Annotated in this window: 16 protein-coding genes and 1 tRNA gene; 11 read left to right on the top strand and 6 right to left on the bottom strand. The window is 65.9% G+C overall.

Annotated features, from left to right (window positions below; translation table 11 throughout):
- Positions 1–6 precede the first annotated feature (6 nt).
- Both ACO07K_RS17770 and ACO07K_RS17765 read right to left on the bottom strand, forming a co-directional pair.
- Complete coding sequence (locus ACO07K_RS17770; RefSeq protein ID WP_422030112.1) at positions 7–732, bottom strand: anti-sigma factor; 726 nt, start codon at positions 730–732, stop codon at positions 7–9.
- Positions 729–1283 (bottom strand): sigma-70 family RNA polymerase sigma factor, encoded by a 555-nt coding sequence (locus tag ACO07K_RS17765; protein ID WP_422030110.1) that lies wholly within the window; start codon positions 1281–1283, stop codon positions 729–731. The genes ACO07K_RS17770 and ACO07K_RS17765 overlap by 4 nt, the downstream gene beginning before the upstream one ends.
- A gap of 200 nt (positions 1284–1483) precedes the next feature.
- Here ACO07K_RS17765 and ACO07K_RS17760 point away from each other — a divergent pair, with 200 nt between their 5' ends.
- Positions 1484–2260 carry a DUF4394 domain-containing protein gene (locus tag ACO07K_RS17760; RefSeq protein ID WP_422030108.1) on the top strand — a complete coding sequence of 259 codons (777 nt, stop codon included), beginning with the start codon at positions 1484–1486 and terminating at the stop codon, positions 2258–2260.
- 83 nt (positions 2261–2343) lie between these two features.
- Here ACO07K_RS17760 and ACO07K_RS17755 read toward each other — a convergent pair.
- Positions 2344–2420 (bottom strand) — tRNA-Pro (locus ACO07K_RS17755).
- Positions 2421–2538: 118 nt separating this feature from the next.
- Here ACO07K_RS17755 and ACO07K_RS17750 point away from each other — a divergent pair.
- Complete coding sequence (locus ACO07K_RS17750; protein ID WP_422030106.1) at positions 2539–3363, top strand: aspartate dehydrogenase; 825 nt, start codon at positions 2539–2541, stop codon at positions 3361–3363.
- A 4-nt stretch (positions 3364–3367) separates the two neighbouring features.
- On the opposite strand, the gene ACO07K_RS17745 is transcribed toward ACO07K_RS17750, so the two are convergent.
- A complete protein-coding gene (locus ACO07K_RS17745) occupies positions 3368–3958 on the bottom strand; it encodes a Spy/CpxP family protein refolding chaperone (protein ID WP_422030104.1) in 591 nt (196 codons plus the stop codon).
- Positions 3959–4035: 77 nt separating this feature from the next.
- Entirely contained in the window at positions 4036–5574 is a 1539-nt protein-coding gene (gene glpD, locus ACO07K_RS17740) for a glycerol-3-phosphate dehydrogenase (protein WP_422030102.1), read from the bottom strand.
- 443 nt (positions 5575–6017) lie between these two features.
- Here glpD and ACO07K_RS17735 point away from each other — a divergent pair, with 443 nt between their 5' ends.
- The 5 genes from ACO07K_RS17735 to ACO07K_RS17715 are packed head-to-tail and all read left to right on the top strand — an operon-like array spanning position 6018 to position 13023.
- The gene (locus tag ACO07K_RS17735) at positions 6018–6941 is read left to right on the top strand and encodes a glycine--tRNA ligase subunit alpha (protein ID WP_422030100.1); all 924 of its coding nucleotides are present in this window, start codon (positions 6018–6020) and stop codon (positions 6939–6941) included.
- Position 6942: 1 nt separating this feature from the next.
- Complete coding sequence (glyS, locus tag ACO07K_RS17730; protein WP_422030098.1) at positions 6943–8994, top strand: glycine--tRNA ligase subunit beta; 2052 nt, start codon at positions 6943–6945, stop codon at positions 8992–8994.
- A gap of 2 nt (positions 8995–8996) precedes the next feature.
- On the top strand, positions 8997–11672 hold the full coding sequence (gene ppdK / locus ACO07K_RS17725; protein ID WP_422030096.1) for a pyruvate, phosphate dikinase: 2676 nt from the start codon (positions 8997–8999) through the stop codon (positions 11670–11672).
- Complete coding sequence (locus ACO07K_RS17720; RefSeq protein ID WP_422030094.1) at positions 11669–12598, top strand: ArgK/MeaB family GTPase; 930 nt, start codon at positions 11669–11671, stop codon at positions 12596–12598. The genes ppdK and ACO07K_RS17720 overlap by 4 nt, the downstream gene beginning before the upstream one ends.
- On the top strand, positions 12598–13023 hold the full coding sequence (locus ACO07K_RS17715) for an HIT family protein (RefSeq protein WP_422030092.1): 426 nt from the start codon (positions 12598–12600) through the stop codon (positions 13021–13023). The genes ACO07K_RS17720 and ACO07K_RS17715 overlap by 1 nt, the downstream gene beginning before the upstream one ends.
- Here the strand turns inward: ACO07K_RS17715 and ACO07K_RS17710 are convergent.
- Entirely contained in the window at positions 13020–13979 is a 960-nt protein-coding gene (locus ACO07K_RS17710; RefSeq protein WP_422030090.1) for a LysR family transcriptional regulator, read from the bottom strand. The genes ACO07K_RS17715 and ACO07K_RS17710 overlap by 4 nt on opposite strands.
- A 226-nt stretch (positions 13980–14205) precedes the next feature.
- Between ACO07K_RS17710 and ACO07K_RS17705 the strand changes: the two genes are divergently transcribed.
- The 4 genes from ACO07K_RS17705 to ACO07K_RS17690 all read left to right on the top strand — a co-directional run bounded on the left by ACO07K_RS17705 (position 14206) and on the right by ACO07K_RS17690 (position 17098).
- On the top strand, positions 14206–15501 hold the full coding sequence (locus tag ACO07K_RS17705; RefSeq protein ID WP_422030088.1) for a hypothetical protein: 1296 nt from the start codon (positions 14206–14208) through the stop codon (positions 15499–15501).
- A 1-nt stretch (position 15502) separates the two neighbouring features.
- Positions 15503–16120 carry a GNAT family N-acetyltransferase gene (locus tag ACO07K_RS17700; RefSeq protein WP_422030086.1) on the top strand — a complete coding sequence of 206 codons (618 nt, stop codon included), beginning with the start codon at positions 15503–15505 and terminating at the stop codon, positions 16118–16120.
- A 13-nt stretch (positions 16121–16133) separates the two neighbouring features.
- Positions 16134–16700 carry a GNAT family N-acetyltransferase gene (locus tag ACO07K_RS17695; protein ID WP_422030084.1) on the top strand — a complete coding sequence of 189 codons (567 nt, stop codon included), beginning with the start codon at positions 16134–16136 and terminating at the stop codon, positions 16698–16700.
- A gap of 134 nt (positions 16701–16834) precedes the next feature.
- Positions 16835–17098, top strand: a complete 264-nt coding sequence (locus tag ACO07K_RS17690) for a hypothetical protein (protein WP_422030082.1) — start codon at positions 16835–16837, stop codon at positions 17096–17098.
- The last annotated feature ends 24 nt before the right edge of the window (positions 17099–17122 follow it).

Here is a 17122-nt window from a genome sequence, read left to right as displayed (position 1 = left end):
GCCTGACTATAGCGTGCGCGCGGTCGTGCCCTTGTAGAGGATCGGGCCAGTCGGACGACCGGTCGGCGAACCACCGGACGGTTCCAGCGTGATCTCGAAGAGCTGGTCGGCCGCTGTGCTCGGCAGCCGCTCGAGATCGAGCGACGTCGCCCGGGCGCGCTCGAGCAGACCGACCGATCGCGGGCCGACCTCACGATTCCAGAGCGTCCAGACCTGCAGAGAGCGTCCCGCCGGTACCGTCATGTCGACGAGCGGGATCATCTCGACCCTGCCGTCGGCGAAGGCGTTCACGATGGCGCCGGCCTGGCGCGTCGCATCGTCGACCAGGATGGCGACATAGACCGGCTTGCGGGCCGCCACCTCCTGCGCGTGCCGCACGGTCACGGTGGTGACCACCGCGAGGGCCAGGGCGGCCGTAACCCCTGACAGCGCCGCGATCCGCAGTGCGCCCAGGCTGTTCCAGAACCGAGGCAGAAGACCGGTCGGGGCCACCGGGGGCGCGGCAGCCGCTGTGCCCATGCCAGCCTCGATGCGGCGCCACAGTTCGTCGGCCGGCACGACCGGATCTGCCGTGTCGTCGAAAGCCGTGAAGTGCTTCTGCCAGGCAGCCACCTCGCGCGCGAAAGCGGGATCGGAGGAGAGGCGGCGCTCCGCCGCGGCGTGCGCTTCGGGCTCCAGCAGGCCCAGGACGAATTCGGCGGCGTGGATTTGGTCGTCGCGGTCGGGCATCATCCCAGGCACTCCTGCAGGGAGACGAGGCCGCGGCGTATCCAGCTCTTGATGGTGCCCAGCGGCACGCCGAGGCGCCCCGCCAGCTCGCCATGACTGAAGCCGTGCACGTAGGCCAGGACGATGGCGTTGCGGCGGCCGGTATCGAGCTGTTCGAGGCAGTGGCGCAGGGCGCTGGACTCCGGCAGGCGCGCCAGCGCCGAATTTGGCTCCGGCATCTCATTGTCCGTCGGCTCGTCTGGCCCGAAGCGCCGTTCGTCGCGCAGGATCGTCAAAGCCTGGTTCCGCACGATCGTGTAGATCCAGGCGCGCCCGGCGCCGCGGGAGGGATCGAAGCTGCGCGCGCTACGCCAGATGCGCATGAAGGCGTCGTGTGTCGCCTCCTCGGCGAGATCGCGGCGGCGCAGGATGCGCATCGCCACACCCACCATGCGCGCCGCTTCGAGATCGTAGATGACGCGCAGCGCCGGCTGCTCGCCGGCGGCACAGCGCACGATCGCGGCCGAGATTTCCGCTTCCAGCGCAGAGTGATCGGAGGGCCGTCCCGCCGTCATCGCTTCCCGCCCTGCCTCCCTGAGGTTGTCGCGCCGGTCGACACCGATGCGCTTTCTCCGAGGATACCCCGGAAAACGGCAATTGGATGCATTCGGCAACCGATCCCGATTCTTTTTTCCGGCGCTGCATCCAAACGAGCCGGTCGGCCGGTATCCGCTGTACGACCCGCTCATGGGTCTGCAACGGACGGAGAGATCCTATGACGGTGAAGGCAATCCTCGCGGCCTCGACGGCCCTGGTGACCTTGGCGGGTACGGCGCAGGCGGCGGACGTCGCCGCGCTGATCGGAAACGACACCATCGCCATCGTCGACACTTCGGCCAAGAAGGCGACGAAGAAGATGAAGGTCGAGGGCGTCACCGGTCCGCTGGTCGGCATCGACGTGCGGCCGGCCGACGGCATGCTCTACGCGCTGGCCGCGGACGGCACGCTCTACACCATTGCGATGGACGGCAAGGCCACGAAGAAGTCGAAGCTCGAGACGATGCTGCCGGCCGGCGCCTCCGCCACGGTCGACTTCAACCCGGTCGCCGACCGGCTGCGCGTCATCGGCAGCGACGGCACGAGCCTTCGCGTCAATGTCGACGACGGCAAGGTCATCAAGGACGGCAGCCTGAAATACGCCGACGCCGATGCCAACAAGGGCAAGGCGCCCAAGGTCATGGCCGGCGCCTACACCAACTCCGTGAAGGGCACGAAGGAAACGACGCTCCTCAACGTCGACACCACGACCGGCGCGCTGGTCAAGCAGGCGCCGCCGAACGACGGCGTCCTCAATACGGTCGGCGCGCTCGGCCCGAAGGTCGACGCCGTCGCCTTCGACATCTGGTCGGACGGCACGAAGAACGAAGGGTGGGCGATGACCGGCGACCAGCTCTGGTCGATCGACCTGGCGAGCGGCAAGGCCACGCAAGTGGCCAGGATCGAGGGCCTGGGCGGCGCCGTCACCGACATCGCCATCCTGCCGAAGATGTAGCGGCGCGCTGAAACGAAAACGGCGGACCCTTGGGGGTCCGCCGTTCTCTCGTAACCGATGCCCTTGGCATCGGCCTCGCCGATTGGTCGGAGCGAGAGGATTCGAACCTCCGGCCCCTAGCTCCCGAAGCTAGTGCTCTACCAGGCTGAGCTACGCTCCGTCAGGATTTGCGGACTCCGGCCCGCGGCGAGGCCGGGGTTATAGCCGCCACCCCGGTGGGTCGCAAGGGCCCAGCCAGCCCGCTATAGTCGCAACGTGATTTGGGTCCAGGGGGATAGATGGCGAAGGAAAAGCGGCTGAAAATCGCACTGATCGGCTACGGCGCCATCAGCCAGATGCTGTTTGACGTGTTTCGCGAGAAGAAGCCGCCCATCGATATCGTCGGCGTTCTGGTGCGCAAGGGCAGAGTCGCGGCCACCCAGAAGAAGCTCGGCAAAAAGGTCGCGGTGGTCGATGACCTCAAAGCACTGCTGAAGCTCAAGCCCGATGTCGTGGTCGAGGCGGCGAGCCAGCAGGCGGTGCGCGACTGGGGCGAGACCATCCTGAAGAAGGGCATCGATTTCATGGTCATTGCCACCGGCGCCTATGGCGACCCGGTGCTGTGGAAGAAACACCTGAAGGCGGCGGAAAAGGGCGGCGCGCGCCTGCGCCTGCCGGCCGGCGCCATTGCCGGCCTCGACGGGCTGCTCGCCATGCGGCTCGGCAAGCTGGAGAAGGTGAAATACATCTCGATCAAGCCGCCACATGCCTGGACCGGCACGCCGGCCGAGACCGAATTCGACTTGCCGTCGATCAAGGAACCGACTGTGATCTTCCGCGGTTCCCCCGCCGATGCGGGGCGGCTCTACCCCAAGAATGCCAATCTGGCGGTGACGGTAGCGCTGTGCGGCGCCGGTCTCGACAAGACGGAAATCGAGCTGGTGGCCGATCCAACCCTGCCGCCGGGCACCAACGCCAGCAAGCTGGAGGTCGTCTCCGATTCAGGCGAGCTGAAGCTCGAGCGGCTGGGCCGGGCCATGCCGGACAATCCCAAGACCGGCGTCCTCACCGCCCTCACCATGGCGGACGACCTGATGAAGATCGTCCGCCACAGCGACTGGTAGGGTTCTAGCGCGGACCGGGGCGGCCCATGCCCATGTGCCCGTGATGGCCGAAGCCGGCGCGCGGACGGTCGAGGAGCGCCTTCTGCTCCGGCGTCAGGACGGCGACCAGCGCGGTTAGCGAGGGCTTCACCGCCTCTATTGTGGCGATGCGGGCCTTCATGACGTCCTCTTCCATGGTGAGACGCTCGAGGTAAGTCGGGCGCTCCTTCATCTCCGTCGGCAGGGTCTGGCAGCGCGCCATCGACTTGGCGCTGGCCTCGTCGGCCGCCTTTTCGAAGCTGTTCCAGGCGGCCATCTGGTCGGGCTTCAGCTCCAGTCGGGCCTTGAGGTAGGCGCGATCGCCGATGCGGCGGGCGGCCATGTCGAGGCACATCGACTTGGGCGAGAGGCTGCGCGCGGCCCGTTCGCCGCGTTCGGCCCCATGCGCCCGTTCGCCGCGAGGGGCGGCCTGCGGCGGCGGCGCGGGCGGGGTGGCCTGTGCGAGTTCGACCGCCTCGTCGCCCTCGAAGAGGTCGAAGGCGGAGGCAGGTGTGGTGAAGGCAAAGCCCGCCGCAAGGACGAGAGCGGTGGGCAGGACCAGGGAACGGAACGACATCGGCAACCTCGCCATGGAAGGAGTGGTTCCCGAGGTACGGACCGAAGGCGCCGAGCGTGCCCAGGTCGAAGGTTAAGTTATGTAAAGTTGAGCCGTTGCTCGGCCAGCCAGCGCGCGAATGCCTCGCGTTCTTCCGCCGTCATATGCAGGCCTTCCTTGGTCCGCCGCCAGAGCACATCCTCGGCGTCGACGGCCCATTCATCGCGCACCAGATGGCGCACCTCGACTTCGTAGAGCGAGCCGCCAAAATGGCGCCCGAGATCGGCGACGGTCTTCACGTTCTCGAGCAGGTCGTCGAGGCCCGAACCATGGCGCCGGGCGAGGATTCGCACCAGCTCCTTCGGCAGGCCGGGCTTGATGGCGGCAGCACCGTCAACGAACCGGTCGAAGGCCTCCTCGAAGGTCGGAGCGTCAGCCAGCTCGCCGTCATAGACGGCGCGTCCGTCAGTCCAGGGACCGCCCATGCGCGGGAAATAGGGCTGGAGGTCCCGCAGCGCATGCTCCGCCAAACGGCGGTACGTCGTGATCTTGCCCCCGAACACCGAGAGGATGGGCGCCTTGCCCTGCGGGGAGCCGTCGACTTCCAGATGGTAGTCGCGCGTCACCTTTGAGGGATTGTCGTCGCCGTCGTCGAACAGCGGGCGGACGCCGGAATAGGTCCAGACCACGTCCTGCGGCCGCACGGGCTTGGCCATGTAGCGGCTGGCCAGCTCGCAGAGATAGACGATCTCCTCGGGCGAGCAGACCGGGTGCGCGCCTTCCTGGACCGCGATGTCGGTCGTGCCGATCAGCGAGAACTCACGCTCGTAGGGAATGACGAACACGATGCGGTTGTCGCTGTTCTGCAGGATGAAGGCGTGGTCGCCATCGTAGAGCTTGGGCACGATGATGTGGCTGCCCTTCACGAGGCGCACCCGCTTGGGCGTCTTGATCTCGGTCTGCTCGTCGAGGAAGTGCTTCACCCAGGGGCCGGCGGCGTTCACGAGGGCGCGCGCCTTGAGATGCACGGGCGCACCACCCGGGCCTTGGAGTTCGATGTGCCAGAGCTTGCCATCGTCGCCGCGACGGGCCGAGACGCAGCGATGCCGGGCATAGATCGCGGCCCCCATCTCGCGTGCCGACTTCAGGTTCGAGATTACGAGGCGCGCGTCGTCGACCCAGGCGTCGGAATAGACGAACCCCTTCTGGAAGTTGGGCTTGAGGCCGGCCCCGAATTTCGACCGGGGCAGGTCGACCTGGATCGACTTGGGCAGGGTCATGTGCCAGTCGAGGTGGTCGTAGAGCCAGAGGCCGAGCCGCAGCATCCATCGCGGTCGCAAATGCGGCTCGTAGGGCAGCACGAAGCGCAGGGGCCAGGAGAGATGCGGCGCCTTGGCCAGCAGCACCTCGCGCTCCTGCAGCGCCTCGCGGACCAGGCGGAATTCGTAGGTTTCCAGGTAGCGCAGGCCGCCATGGATGAGCTTGGTCGCCTTCGAGGACGTCGCGCTGGCGAAATCGTTCATTTCGCAGAGCCCGACCGTCAGCGCCCGCCCGGCCGCGTCGCAGGCGATGCCTGCCCCATTGATGCCGCCGCCGACCACGAACAGGTCGAGCGGCCGATCCTCCGTCACACTCATCGCCTACCTATAGCCCGCTTGACCGGGTTCTGCAGGAACCGCAAAAGGCCGCATGGGTTTCCTGCTCAAGATTGCGCTGTTCGGCCTTGCCCTGTACGGCGTGTACAGGACTTTCCGGCATTGGAAGGGTCTTTTCGACCGTTTCACCGGCAACGACCTGCCGAAGCGTCCACCGCCGCCTCCACCGGCTCCCGTGCCCCCCGAGGCGTCGCCGGCGCCCCCGCGCAAGCCTGTGGTGATCGAGGATACCGTCCAGTGCGCCGGCTGCGGTGCCTACATTCCGGCCACTGCTGAAAAATGTGGCCAATGCGGTCGTCCACGGCCATAAGGCCGCAGCGCACCACCAGCCTTGACCGGCTAGGGGGTGGAACCTATTTTGCCGCACCGCAAAAACGGCCATAAGTTGCGGAAATACAAGGCCTTTAGAGCTTCGGGGAATACCGGTGTCGAACCCCTCTGCAGTGCGCGGGAAACCGACGTGCTTTCAGGAACTGATTTTGACCCTGCAGGACTATTGGGCGGCGCAGGGCTGTCTGATCCTCCAGCCCTTCGACATGGAAATGGGCGCCGGTACCTTCCATACCGCGACGACCCTGCGGGCGCTGGGCCCCAAGCCCTGGTATGCGGCCTATGTGCAGCCGTCGCGCCGCCCCGGTGATGGTCGCTACGGCGAAAACCCCATGCGGCTGCAGCACTATTATCAGTTCCAGGCCATCCTGAAGCCGTCGCCGCCCGACATCCTCGAACGCTACCTGGGGTCGCTCCAGGCCATCGGCATCGACACGACGCTGCACGACATCCGCTTCGTCGAGGACGACTGGGAGAGCCCGACCCTGGGGGCCTGGGGGCTGGGCTGGGAAGTCTGGTGCGACGGCATGGAGATCACGCAGTTCACCTACTTCCAGCAGGTGGGCGGCATCGAGGTCGACCTGGTGGCGGGCGAGATCACCTACGGCCTCGAACGCCTGGCCATGTACCTGTTCGACAAGAAGTCGGTCTACGAGCTTCCGTACAATCGCGCCGATTCCGACGTGCCGCTGACCTATGGCGACGTGTTCCTGCAGAACGAACGGGAGCAGTCGGCCTACAATTTCGAGCATGCCGACACCGAGATGCTGTTCCGTCACTTCGCCGACGCCGAAAAGGAAAGCGGCCGGCTGGTCGAGAAGAAGCTGCCGCTGCCGGCCTATGAGCAGTGCATCAAGGCATCGCACGCTTTCAACCTGCTCGATGCCCGCGGCGTGATCAGCGTGGCGGAGCGCCAGAGCTACATCCTGCGCGTGCGAGAACTCGCCAAGGCCTGCTGCGAATCGTGGCTGGCGACGCAAACGAAGCCTGCCCTGAGCGTCGTCGAAGGGGCTGCCTGAGATGGCCGAGTTGCTTCTTGAACTGCTCTCCGAGGAAATTCCTGCGCGCATGCAGGCGCGGGCGGCTGAAGATCTGAAGCGATTGATCTGTGACGGGCTGAAGGGCGCCGGCATCGGCTTCGAGAAGGCCCGGGCCTTCGCGACGCCGCGGCGTCTCGCGCTGGTGGTCGAAGGCATCCCGGCCGTCCGGGACGATGTCAGCGAAGAAAAGCGCGGACCGCGCGTTGGCGCGCCCGACCAGGCCGTGCAGGGCTTCCTGAAAGGGGCGGGCCTCGCTTCGCTCGACCAGGCCGAGAAGCGTGACACCGGCAAGGGCGAGTTCTGGTTCGCCGTGATCACGAAGAAGGGCGGGCCGACGGCCGATGCGCTCGGGGGAGTGATCGATGCCGCCCTGAAGGCGTTGCCGTGGCCCAAGTCGATGAAGTGGGGCAGCAGCACCATGCACTGGGTGCGCCCGCTTCAGTCCATCGTCGCGCTGTTCGACGGCAAGGTGCTGAAAGGCGAGGTTGCACCGGGCGGCCAGATGGCGCCGATCGCCTTTGGCGCCACGACGCGCGGCCATCGCTTCCTGTCCAAGGGCACGATCGAGGTTGCGGGCTTCGCCGACTACGCGGCCAAGCTGCGAGAGGCGCATGTCATCCTGGACGCCGCCGAACGCAAGGCGATCATCCTCGAGGGCGCGCGCAAGCTCTGCATCGAGGCACAGGTCAGGCTGAACGAGGACGAAGGCCTGCTCGAGGAAGTGGCCGGGCTGACCGAATGGCCGGTGCCGATGCTGGGCGCGATCGACGCCCAGTTTATGGACGTGCCGCCGGAAGTGCTGATCGTCTCGATGAAGGTGCATCTGCGCTTCTTCACGACGGCCAAGGCCGATGGCGCGCTGGCCAACCGCTTCGTCGTGGTGGCGAACAACGTGGCGCGCGACGGCGGCAAGACGATCGTCGCCGGCAACGAGCGGGTGCTGCGCGGCCGTCTCGCCGACGCCAAGTTCTTCTGGGATCAGGATCGCAAGACAACCCTGGGAAGCCGCCTGCCGTCGCTGAAGCAGGTCGTGTTCCATGCCAAGCTCGGCACCCAGGCCGAGCGGGTCGAACGCATCGTCGCGCTGGCCGGCGAGATCGCAAAGTCCATTCCCGGTGCAGATGCAGCGGCTGTCGAGCAGGCCGCGCGGCTCTGCAAGACCGATCTGGTGAGCGGCATGGTGGGCGAGTTCCCCGAGCTGCAGGGTGTGATGGGCCGCTACTACGCGCTGGGCGAAAAGCTGCCGGCGCCCGTCGCCGACGCCATCGGCGACCACTACGCGCCGGCCGGGCCCAACGACCGTTGCCCCACGGCGCCGGTATCGATCGCCGTCGCGCTGGCCGACAAGCTCGATGCGCTGACCTCCTTCTGGTCGATCGGCGAGAAGCCCACCGGCTCGCGCGATCCCTTTGCCCTGCGCCGTGCAGCGCTCGGCGTCATCAGGATCGTGGTCGAGAACAAGCTGCGTCTGCCGCTTCGGCCGTTTCTCAAGGCCGACGATCTGCTCGCCTTCTTCGCCGAGCGGCTCAAGGTGCAGATGCGTGAAAAAGGCGTGCGCCACGACGTGGTCGACGCCGTCGTCTCGCTGGGCGGCGAGGACGATCTCGTCCGGCTGCTCGCGCGAGTCGAGGCGCTGCAGGCCTTCCTCGGCACCGAGGCGGGGCGCAACCTGCTCACCGCCTACGGCCGTGCGGCCAACATCGTTCGCGCCGAAGAGAAGAAGGACAAGGGGCTCTCGGCGAAGATCGCTGGCACACCCGATGCCGCGCTGTTGGAACAAGCGGAGGAAGAAAACGTTGCTTCCGCCTTGGACCAGGTGGCGCGCGCGGTGAAGCCGGCGCTCGCTGCCGAGGATTTCGCGGGTGCCATGGCGGCCCTCGCGGGCCTGCGCGGGCCGATCGATGCTCTGTTCGACAAGGTCACGGTCAACGTGACAGACAGGCCGGAGGTTCGCTTGAACAGGCTGAAACTGCTCAACCAGATTCGTGCCACCATGGATGCGGTGGCCGATTTTTCGAAGATCGAGGGCTAAGAATGGCCAAGTGGGTCTACAGTTTCGGGGATGGCAAGGCCGAGGGCCGCGCCGACATGCGCAACCTGCTGGGCGGCAAGGGTGCCAACCTGGCCGAGATGTCGAGCCTCGGCCTGCCGGTGCCGCCGGGCTTCACCATCACCACCGAGCTCTGCACCCACTTCTACGACAACAAGAAGACCTACCCGCCCGAACTGAAGGATGAGGTGGAGAAGGCACTGGCCCAGGTCGAGAAGATCGTCGGCACCCAGTTCGGCGATGCCGCCAACCCGCTGCTGGTGTCGGTCCGCTCGGGCGCGCGCGCCTCTATGCCGGGCATGATGGATACGGTGCTGAACCTCGGCCTCAACGACAAGACGGTGCTTGGCCTCGCCAAGTCGTCGGGCGACGAGCGCTTCGCCTGGGACAGCTACCGCCGCTTCATCCAGATGTATTCCAACGTCGTGCTCGACGTCGGCCATCACTATTTCGAGGAGGCGCTCGAGATCAAGAAAGAGGATCTCGGCGTCTCCATGGACACCGACCTCAAGGCCGAAGACTGGCGCGCGGTCGTGACCGAATACAAGAAACTGGTCGAGAAGCGCACCGGCAAGCCGTTCCCGCAGGAGCCGCGCGAGCAGCTCTGGGGCGCCGTCGGCGCGGTGTTCGATTCGTGGATGAACCAGCGGGCAATCACCTATCGCCGCCTGCATGCGATCCCCGAAAGCTGGGGCACCGCGGTCAACGTCCAGGCCATGGTCTTCGGCAACATGGGCGAGGATTGCGCCACCGGCGTCGCCTTCACACGCGATCCCTCGACCGGCATCAACCTTTTCTATGGCGAGTATCTCGTGAACGCGCAGGGCGAGGACGTGGTCGCTGGCATCCGCACGCCGCAGCACCTCACCGTGCAGGGAAAACTCGCGCAGAAGTCCGATGCGCCGGCCATGGAAGAGGTCATGCCGGAAGTGTTCAAGCAGCTCGACAGCGTGCGCCAGCGGCTTGAGCAGCACTATCACGACATGCAGGACATCGAGTTCACCGTCCAGCGCGGCAAGCTCTATATGCTGCAGACGCGTAACGGCAAGCGCACCGCCAAGGCCGCCCTCAAGATCGCCGTCGACATGGTGCACGAGGGATTGATCGACAAGAAGGAGGCGGTGTCGCGCATCGTGCCGGCGTCGCTCGACCAGCTCCTGCATCCGACGCTCGATCCCAAGGCGCCCCGCAAGGTGATCGCCAAGGGCCTGCCGGCGTCCCCGGGAGCGGCCTCGGGCAAGGTCGTATTCACCGCCGACGATGCCGAGAAGCAGGCGCGCGCGGGCGAGAAGGTGATCCTGGTGCGTCGCGAGACCAGCCCGGAAGACATCCATGGCATGCACGCCGCGGAGGGCATCCTGACCTCGACCGGCGGCATGACCAGCCACGCCGCCGTGGTCGCGCGCGGCATGGGCAAGCCCTGCGTCGCGGGCGCCGGCGACGTGCGCATCGACGGCAAGGCCGGCACGCTCAGCGTGCGGGGCACGGTGGTGACGACCGGCGACACCATCACGCTCGACGGCAGTACCGGCGAGATCATTCTCGGCGTCGTGCCGACCGTGCAGCCCGAGCTCAGCGGCGACTTCTCCCAGCTCATGGAATGGGCCGACGAGTTCCGCAAGCTTGGCATCCGCACCAATGCCGAGACTCCGACCGACGCGGCCCAGGCGCGCAAGTTCGGCGCCGAGGGCATCGGTCTCTGCCGCACCGAGCACATGTTCTTCGAAGGCGATCGCATCGTGGCGGTACGCCAGATGATCCTGGCAGACGACGAGACGAGCCGGCGCGCGGCGCTCGCGAAGATCCAGCCGATGCAGCGACAGGATTTCGTCGAGCTGTTCGAGATCATGGCGGGCCTGCCGGTCACGATCCGCCTGCTCGACCCGCCGCTGCACGAATTCCTGCCGAAGACGGCAGCGGAGATGGAGGTCGTGGCCAAGGACCTCGGGGTGGACGTGAAGGAGATCGAGGAGCGCGCCAACAAGCTGCACGAGTTCAATCCGATGCTCGGGCATCGCGGCGTGCGTCTCGGCATCTCCTATCCCGAGATCTACGAAATGCAGGCCCGCGCCATCTTCGAGGCCGTAGCCGAGGTCCAAAAGAAGGCGGGCAAGACCGTCATCCCGGAAATCATGATCCCGCTGGTCGCGACCAAGAAGGAGCTCGACCTGATGAAGGTCGTGATCGACCAGGTCGCCGAGGAAGTGAGCAGCTCGTCGGGCCAGAAGCTCGAATACCTCGTCGGCACCATGATCGAACTTCCACGCGCCGCGCTGCGCGCCGGCGACATCGCGGAGTCGGCGGAGTTCTTCTCCTTCGGCACCAACGACCTGACGCAGACCACTTTCGGCCTGAGCCGGGACGACTCCGCTTCGTTCCTGGAGAAGTACCAGCAACGCGGGATCTTCGAGCACGACCCGTTCGCCTCCCTCGACATCGAGGGTGTGGGCGAGCTGATCGAGATCGCGACGGAGCGAGGCCGCAAGGTCCGCAACAGCCTGAAGCTCGGCATCTGTGGCGAGCATGGCGGCGATCCGGCCTCGGTCTTCTTCTGCCACAAGGCCGGCCTCGATTATGTCTCCTGTTCGCCCTACCGCGTGCCGATCGCACGGCTGGCGGCGGCGCAGGCGGCCTTGGGCGGCCCGCTCAAGACCGAATGACGCTGGCGGCGCTCCGCACGAACGGCAAGCGGGCGCTGGCCGCCGCCCTTGCCGGGCTGGAGCGCGATCCGGAAAGCGAGACCTCGCAGGCGTTGCTCGACGCCGCCTGGCGCGAGCCTCGCGCCCATGTCGTGGGCGTCACCGGCCCGCCGGGCGTCGGCAAATCCTCACTTTGCGCGGCCGTGGTTGCGGCGTGGCGGCGGTCGGGCAAGACCGTCGGCGTGATCGCCGTCGACCCCTCGTCGCGCACGAGCGGCGGGGCTCTGCTCGGTGACCGGGTCCGCATCGCCCATGACGGCTCTGACGAGGGCAGCTTCGTGCGCTCGATGGCGGCCCGCGACCGCCTGGGCGGGCTCGCGGACCAGACGGTGGCGGCCATGGTCGTCATGCGGGCGCTGTTCGATCGCGTGTTGATCGAGACGGTCGGCGTGGGCCAGTCGGAGACCGACGTGGCGGGGGTGGCCGACACGGTGCTGTTCTGCGTCCAGCCGGGGTCGGGCGATTCACTGCAGTTCATGAAGGCCGGAATCGTCGAAATCCCGCATCTGGTCGTCGTCACAAAGGCGGACATGGGGGCCGCGGCCGAGCGCGCGCGCGCCGACGTGGCGGGCGCGCTGTCGCTTGCCACAGCCGGCGGCAGCGATTGGCCGGTGAAGGTGCTGGCTGCATCCTCGCGCAGCGGCGCGGGGATGGAGCGGCTGATGGAAGCGCTGAAGGCGCACCGGGAGTTCCTGTCGGCGGAGGGGCGGTTGGCGGTGGCGCGTCATCATCAGAGCGAAGGCTGGATCGCCCAGTCGCTGCGCGACCGGTTCGGCCGGGACGGCCTTGCCAGGCTCGACCGTCTGGGTCTTGATCTGGCGCTGGCGCCGGGCCTGCAGCCCTTCCAGCGACTGCGCGAGCTGGGTGTTGCCTTGGAGAGACCGTGATGAGCCTGCCGATCGACGAGAGCTGCATCTTCTGCAAGATCGTGGCGGGACGGCTGCCTTGCTTCAAGTTGCTCGAGGAAGAGGCGACGATCGCTTTCATGGACATCAACCCCGTCAATCCCGGCCACGCCTTGGCCGTTGCCAAAGGCCACTGGCCGACGATCGACGTCATTCCGCCTGAGGTCCTGGCCGCAGTTGCCAGGACGGCGCAACGCGTGGCGAAGGCGGCGATGGCCACGCTCGAACCAAGCGGGGTGAACCTTCTGCAGTCCAATGGTGCGGGGGCAGGGCAGAGCGTGCCCCATCTCCACGTGCACATCCTGCCGCGCTTTCCGGGGGACGAGGTCAGGTTGAACTGGACCTATAAGCCGGGCGACAAGGCTGAGATCGAAGCCATCTGCAAGAAGTTGAAGGCTGCCCTCTAGGCGGCCGCCATCGACCTGCTGCGCGGCGTGGTGGAGAACCACTCGCGTTCGTCCTGGCGGAACTGCTCGCGCACATAATCGATCACGGTGCGGATGCGCGCCCCCTTGTTGGTCTCTTCATGGCTGACCAGCCAGATGTCGCGGACGATCCTGAGATCGATCGGCGCGGCGACCAGGTTCGACGACTTGGCGATATAGTCCGGAAATACCGAAATCCCGTATCCCGTCTGCACGGCTTCCATGGCGGCGTAGGAGGAGTTGGTGCGCAGGACCACCGACGTGCTGCGCTCGACCACTTCGCTCCATAGCTTCATGGCCGGGAGGCTGTGCAGAGTCGTGTGGTCGACGATGTGGTGATCGCGCATGTCGTCCAACGTTTGCGGCAGCCCATACTGCTCGATGTAGGAGGGCGCGGCGAAGATCGACATGTTGACCTGGCCGACGCGCGCCGCGACCAGCTGGTTCGATGTCGGGCGGAAGAAACGAATCGCTAGGTCTGCCTGACGGGTAGCCAGGTCCAGTACTTGGTCGCCGGCGATCACCTGCACGATGATGTCGGGATGGGTGCGGCGCAACAGCCCCAGGCGCGGGACCAGCCAGTGGGCAGCGATACCCTCGGTTGCCGCGATACGGACGATCCCGGCCATTTCCCGGTCAAGGCCGGCGAGATGCCGTTCGATGGCCGTGGCGTTGGACATCATCGAGTCGGCTTGGGAGAGCACGCCCCGAGCGGCCGGCGTGACTTCCATTCCGTGGCGGTGCCGGTCGAACAGTTTGGCGCCCAGGCGACGTTCGAGTGCTTGGATGCGGCGCCCCACGGTCGTCTGCTTGGTATTCAGCTGCGTTGCCGCGGCACTGAAACTGCCGGTTTTTGCAACAGCTAGGAAAAAACGGACGTCGTCCCAGTCGCCGAGAATGTTCGGCACCTTGTTCTTGCGCGGAGGGAGGGGGACCATGGCGACAATCGATACAAAAGATGGACGGCTAACGCTTAGCTGACGGGAACCTCGTCAATTACCCTACACCATTCCCGGTGAAATGTCGTTTCTGTCTGTTTTCAGGGCGTGAGGAGGTTCTAGACCCCGCAGCAGGCCCGCCACACCCTTCGAAGCCAGCCATTCACCAGCCGCCCGATGGTCGTTTGCACTGGTCGTTACTCGCAAGCAGAGAGGAGTGCTACCCGTGACTGCCAACGGCGGAGAAGGAAAACCAACACACGCGGCAGTTTGGACCGCCAAATTAAACCGCTATCTGCGCAGTCCATCGACGCGCATGGCCGCCTTTGGCGGACTTTTAACATACTTGAGCTATGCGTACGCGCACGGCAGTTGGGCTAACCCCGTGCTGATCGGCGTGTCAATCTTCATTGGGGCGTTCCTGCCGAGTTACGCCAAGCTCAGTAACAAGGCCGAACTGTGGGCCAACAACCGGTTCGGCTTCGTCACGGTCGGCCGGCTTGGGCGGTTCACCCCGCAGTTGGCGTTCAACCTGGTGATTTTCTGGCTGATGTTATGGGGGGATGCGCTCAACCGGCTTGGGATGGCGTCCGTGGGCGGCATTGCCGGCGCGGCGGTCGTCACGACCCTGGCGTCACAGGGGACGCAGTATCTCGGCGGCTATCTGGTCGCGCGGGGCGTGGGCGACGCAAACCGCAACACACTGGTCGGAATTCTGGTCAATGTCGTGCTGGCCGGGCTGGGCACGGCGGGCGTACCTGGTGCGCGCGAAGCCTTCCTGCTGACGGGGTTCGGCTTGGGGGGGGCCCTGTTCGCGGTCGGGCTCTTGTCCGACCTGCGCTCGGGCATGGCGCCAAAGGGCGGCATTGGCCTGTTCTTCGGAACCTTCAATCCTTTCCACAACAGCCATCTTGGCCTGCTGCGTCTGGCCATCGAGCAGCGGGGATTGGACAAGGTCATCATCCATCCGGTCCTCATCCCCAAGCTGCACGTCGATGCGTTTCGCAAGGGCGAGATCCGGGTTGGCCGTCTGCAGGATGGCTTCCAGATCTACGAGAAGACCGACATGGCCGATTCCAACGTCGACTACTTCCCGACGGGCAACGTCTTCCTGCCGCCGGAGACGCGCGTGGCGCTCATCGACCTGGCGCTTGCCGAGGCCGGCATGGCCGACAAGGTCGAGGTCGCGGTCTATCCCGACATCTACTACGGCAAGGGCTTCCAGGGCGTGATCGCCGAGATCAAACGGCGCCACCCCGGTGTCCGGTTGCACATCATCCATGGCACCGATTTCGGGGGCATGCTGGTGCGCCAGATCGCCGACGAATGCGGCTGGATCTACCCTTGGTGCATCCTGCGCCGGGACCAGGTCTCGGCAACCGCCATCCGTCGCGGTGCGAAGGGCATGACGCCGCCCATCGTGACCGATGTTCTTGACCAGATTTCACAGGATCTACCGACAGTTTCGGCCGGCGGCCGACGCTTCCGCAACGACAATGGTGTCTTGACCGAGAGGAACTGAAATGACTGAACAGCCGGCAACGGATCTGGGGAATCGGCCCGAGATCACGATCAAGCTCGCATCGACGTCCGACGAGATGATGCAGTGCTTCATGCTGCGCGCCGCCGTGTTCATGGGCGAGCAGCAGTGCCCCTACTGGGAAGAGTATGACGGCAACGACTACACGGCCAGCCACCTCATCCTGTATGTCGACGGCGAGCCCGCGGCGTCCATTAGGGTGCGTTGGTTTGCGGGCTTCGCCAAGCTGGAGAGGGCTATCATCCTGAAGCGCTACAGGTCGTACGGCCTGTTCCTGCCCTTCGTCCACTGGGCCAAGGAGTTCTGCCGCAAGAAGGGTTACCCCAAGGCCTACCTGCATGGCCAGCGGCGCCTCTGGCCGATCTTCGAGAAAGACGGTTTCCGCAAAGTCGACGACAAGATCTTCCATTTCTCCGATCACGAGTACGGCGCGTTCGCCTGCGATCTCGATGTCGGCGAGGATGCTCCGACCGTGTCGACCGATCCGATGGTGCTGAACCGGCCGGAAGACCAGCTCGACAGGCCCGGCGTCCTGGAGGGATCGATGGATCGGGGAGCGTCGAATCCCCATGCGGGTTGGACCGAGCGGCGCACGAGCTGAAGGAGTGAGACGCATGAACGGCAAGATGATTTCGATCGGCGGCCAGCCCGTCACGGTCAAGCTCGCGATGAAGATGGAGGATTCGCTGCAGGCCTTCGCCGTACGAGCCGCCTGTTTCATCGGCGAGCAGGACATCCCCTATTCGGAGGAGTTCGACGGCCACGACTTCGGCGCCACCCATATCCTCGCCTGTCTCGGCGAAGAGCCGGTGGGCACCGTCCGGCTGCGCTGGTTCAAGTCTTTCGCCATGCCGGAGCGGCTGGCGGTGATGCAGCGCTTCCGGGGCCATGGCATCGGCGAACTGCTGATCGAGCGCTGCCGCCAGCTTGCGGAAAGCCGCGGCGCGGGCACACTCTACACCCAGTCGCTGCCGCAGGACGTGAAGTATTGGGAAAAGCACGGCTGGAGCCGCCTTGACGCCGAAGACACCACCAAGGGGCCGAAGCGCCTCGTCGCGATGGTTCGGTCCGTCGATCCCAGCAAGCCGCTGCCGCGAGCCGACGCGCCCGAGCAGGTCGCCCTGCGCAATGAACCGCAGATCGATACGTCGGGCCTGCCGGTCGGCGGCGATCGCCGCTGAGCCCCCCGAAGGTCGAGTGGGCATCGCGCCGGATCGCTCTCGCCAGCCCTTTTTTTTCGGGTACGCTGGAGCGGCCCGCGATATGCTGGAGGCAGGGGAGCGACGTCCCGAACTTGGGACACAGGGTGGTAAACATGACGGATGTGTTCGAGATCATCGTCGAACCGAGTAGTCGGCGGCGGCGTAGTCGTGCGCCGCTTTCGGACAAGCAACGGGCGGCGGCGCTGTTTCGAGTGTGGCATGGGGTACGCGACATGATCGAAGAGGCCGAGCGCCTGGGCGACAGCGAACTGGTGCATTTCCTCGCCATCTCGCAGTTGCTCGTCGAGGAAAGGATCACGACCCTCACCTGTGGGGTGCCGGCCTTCGCCATCGTCGATACGTCGTTGCCGAACTAGGCGGACGCGGGGCGGCCGGGAACG

This window comes from Reyranella sp. (assembly GCF_965228225.1).
GTDB lineage: Bacteria > Pseudomonadota > Alphaproteobacteria > Reyranellales > Reyranellaceae > Reyranella.
Note: the sequence above shows the minus strand (reverse complement) of the source record. Positions and strands in the feature narration are given on the sequence as shown.

Coding starts and splice junctions, on each gene's coding strand:
- ACO07K_RS17770 (WP_422030112.1), bottom strand. CDS start 732: ATGATGCCCGACCGCGACGACCAAATCCACGCCGCCGAATTCGTCCTG.
- ACO07K_RS17765 (WP_422030110.1), bottom strand. CDS start 1,283: ATGACGGCGGGACGGCCCTCCGATCACTCTGCGCTGGAAGCGGAAATC.
- ACO07K_RS17760 (WP_422030108.1), top strand. CDS start 1,484: ATGACGGTGAAGGCAATCCTCGCGGCCTCGACGGCCCTGGTGACCTTG.
- ACO07K_RS17750 (WP_422030106.1), top strand. CDS start 2,539: ATGGCGAAGGAAAAGCGGCTGAAAATCGCACTGATCGGCTACGGCGCC.
- ACO07K_RS17745 (WP_422030104.1), bottom strand. CDS start 3,958: ATGTCGTTCCGTTCCCTGGTCCTGCCCACCGCTCTCGTCCTTGCGGCG.
- glpD (WP_422030102.1), bottom strand. CDS start 5,574: ATGAGTGTGACGGAGGATCGGCCGCTCGACCTGTTCGTGGTCGGCGGC.
- glyS (WP_422030098.1), top strand. CDS start 6,943: ATGGCCGAGTTGCTTCTTGAACTGCTCTCCGAGGAAATTCCTGCGCGC.
- ppdK (WP_422030096.1), top strand. CDS start 8,997: ATGGCCAAGTGGGTCTACAGTTTCGGGGATGGCAAGGCCGAGGGCCGC.
- ACO07K_RS17720 (WP_422030094.1), top strand. CDS start 11,669: ATGACGCTGGCGGCGCTCCGCACGAACGGCAAGCGGGCGCTGGCCGCC.
- ACO07K_RS17715 (WP_422030092.1), top strand. CDS start 12,598: ATGAGCCTGCCGATCGACGAGAGCTGCATCTTCTGCAAGATCGTGGCG.
- ACO07K_RS17710 (WP_422030090.1), bottom strand. CDS start 13,979: ATGGTCCCCCTCCCTCCGCGCAAGAACAAGGTGCCGAACATTCTCGGC.
- ACO07K_RS17700 (WP_422030086.1), top strand. CDS start 15,503: ATGACTGAACAGCCGGCAACGGATCTGGGGAATCGGCCCGAGATCACG.
- ACO07K_RS17695 (WP_422030084.1), top strand. CDS start 16,134: ATGAACGGCAAGATGATTTCGATCGGCGGCCAGCCCGTCACGGTCAAG.
- ACO07K_RS17690 (WP_422030082.1), top strand. CDS start 16,835: ATGACGGATGTGTTCGAGATCATCGTCGAACCGAGTAGTCGGCGGCGG.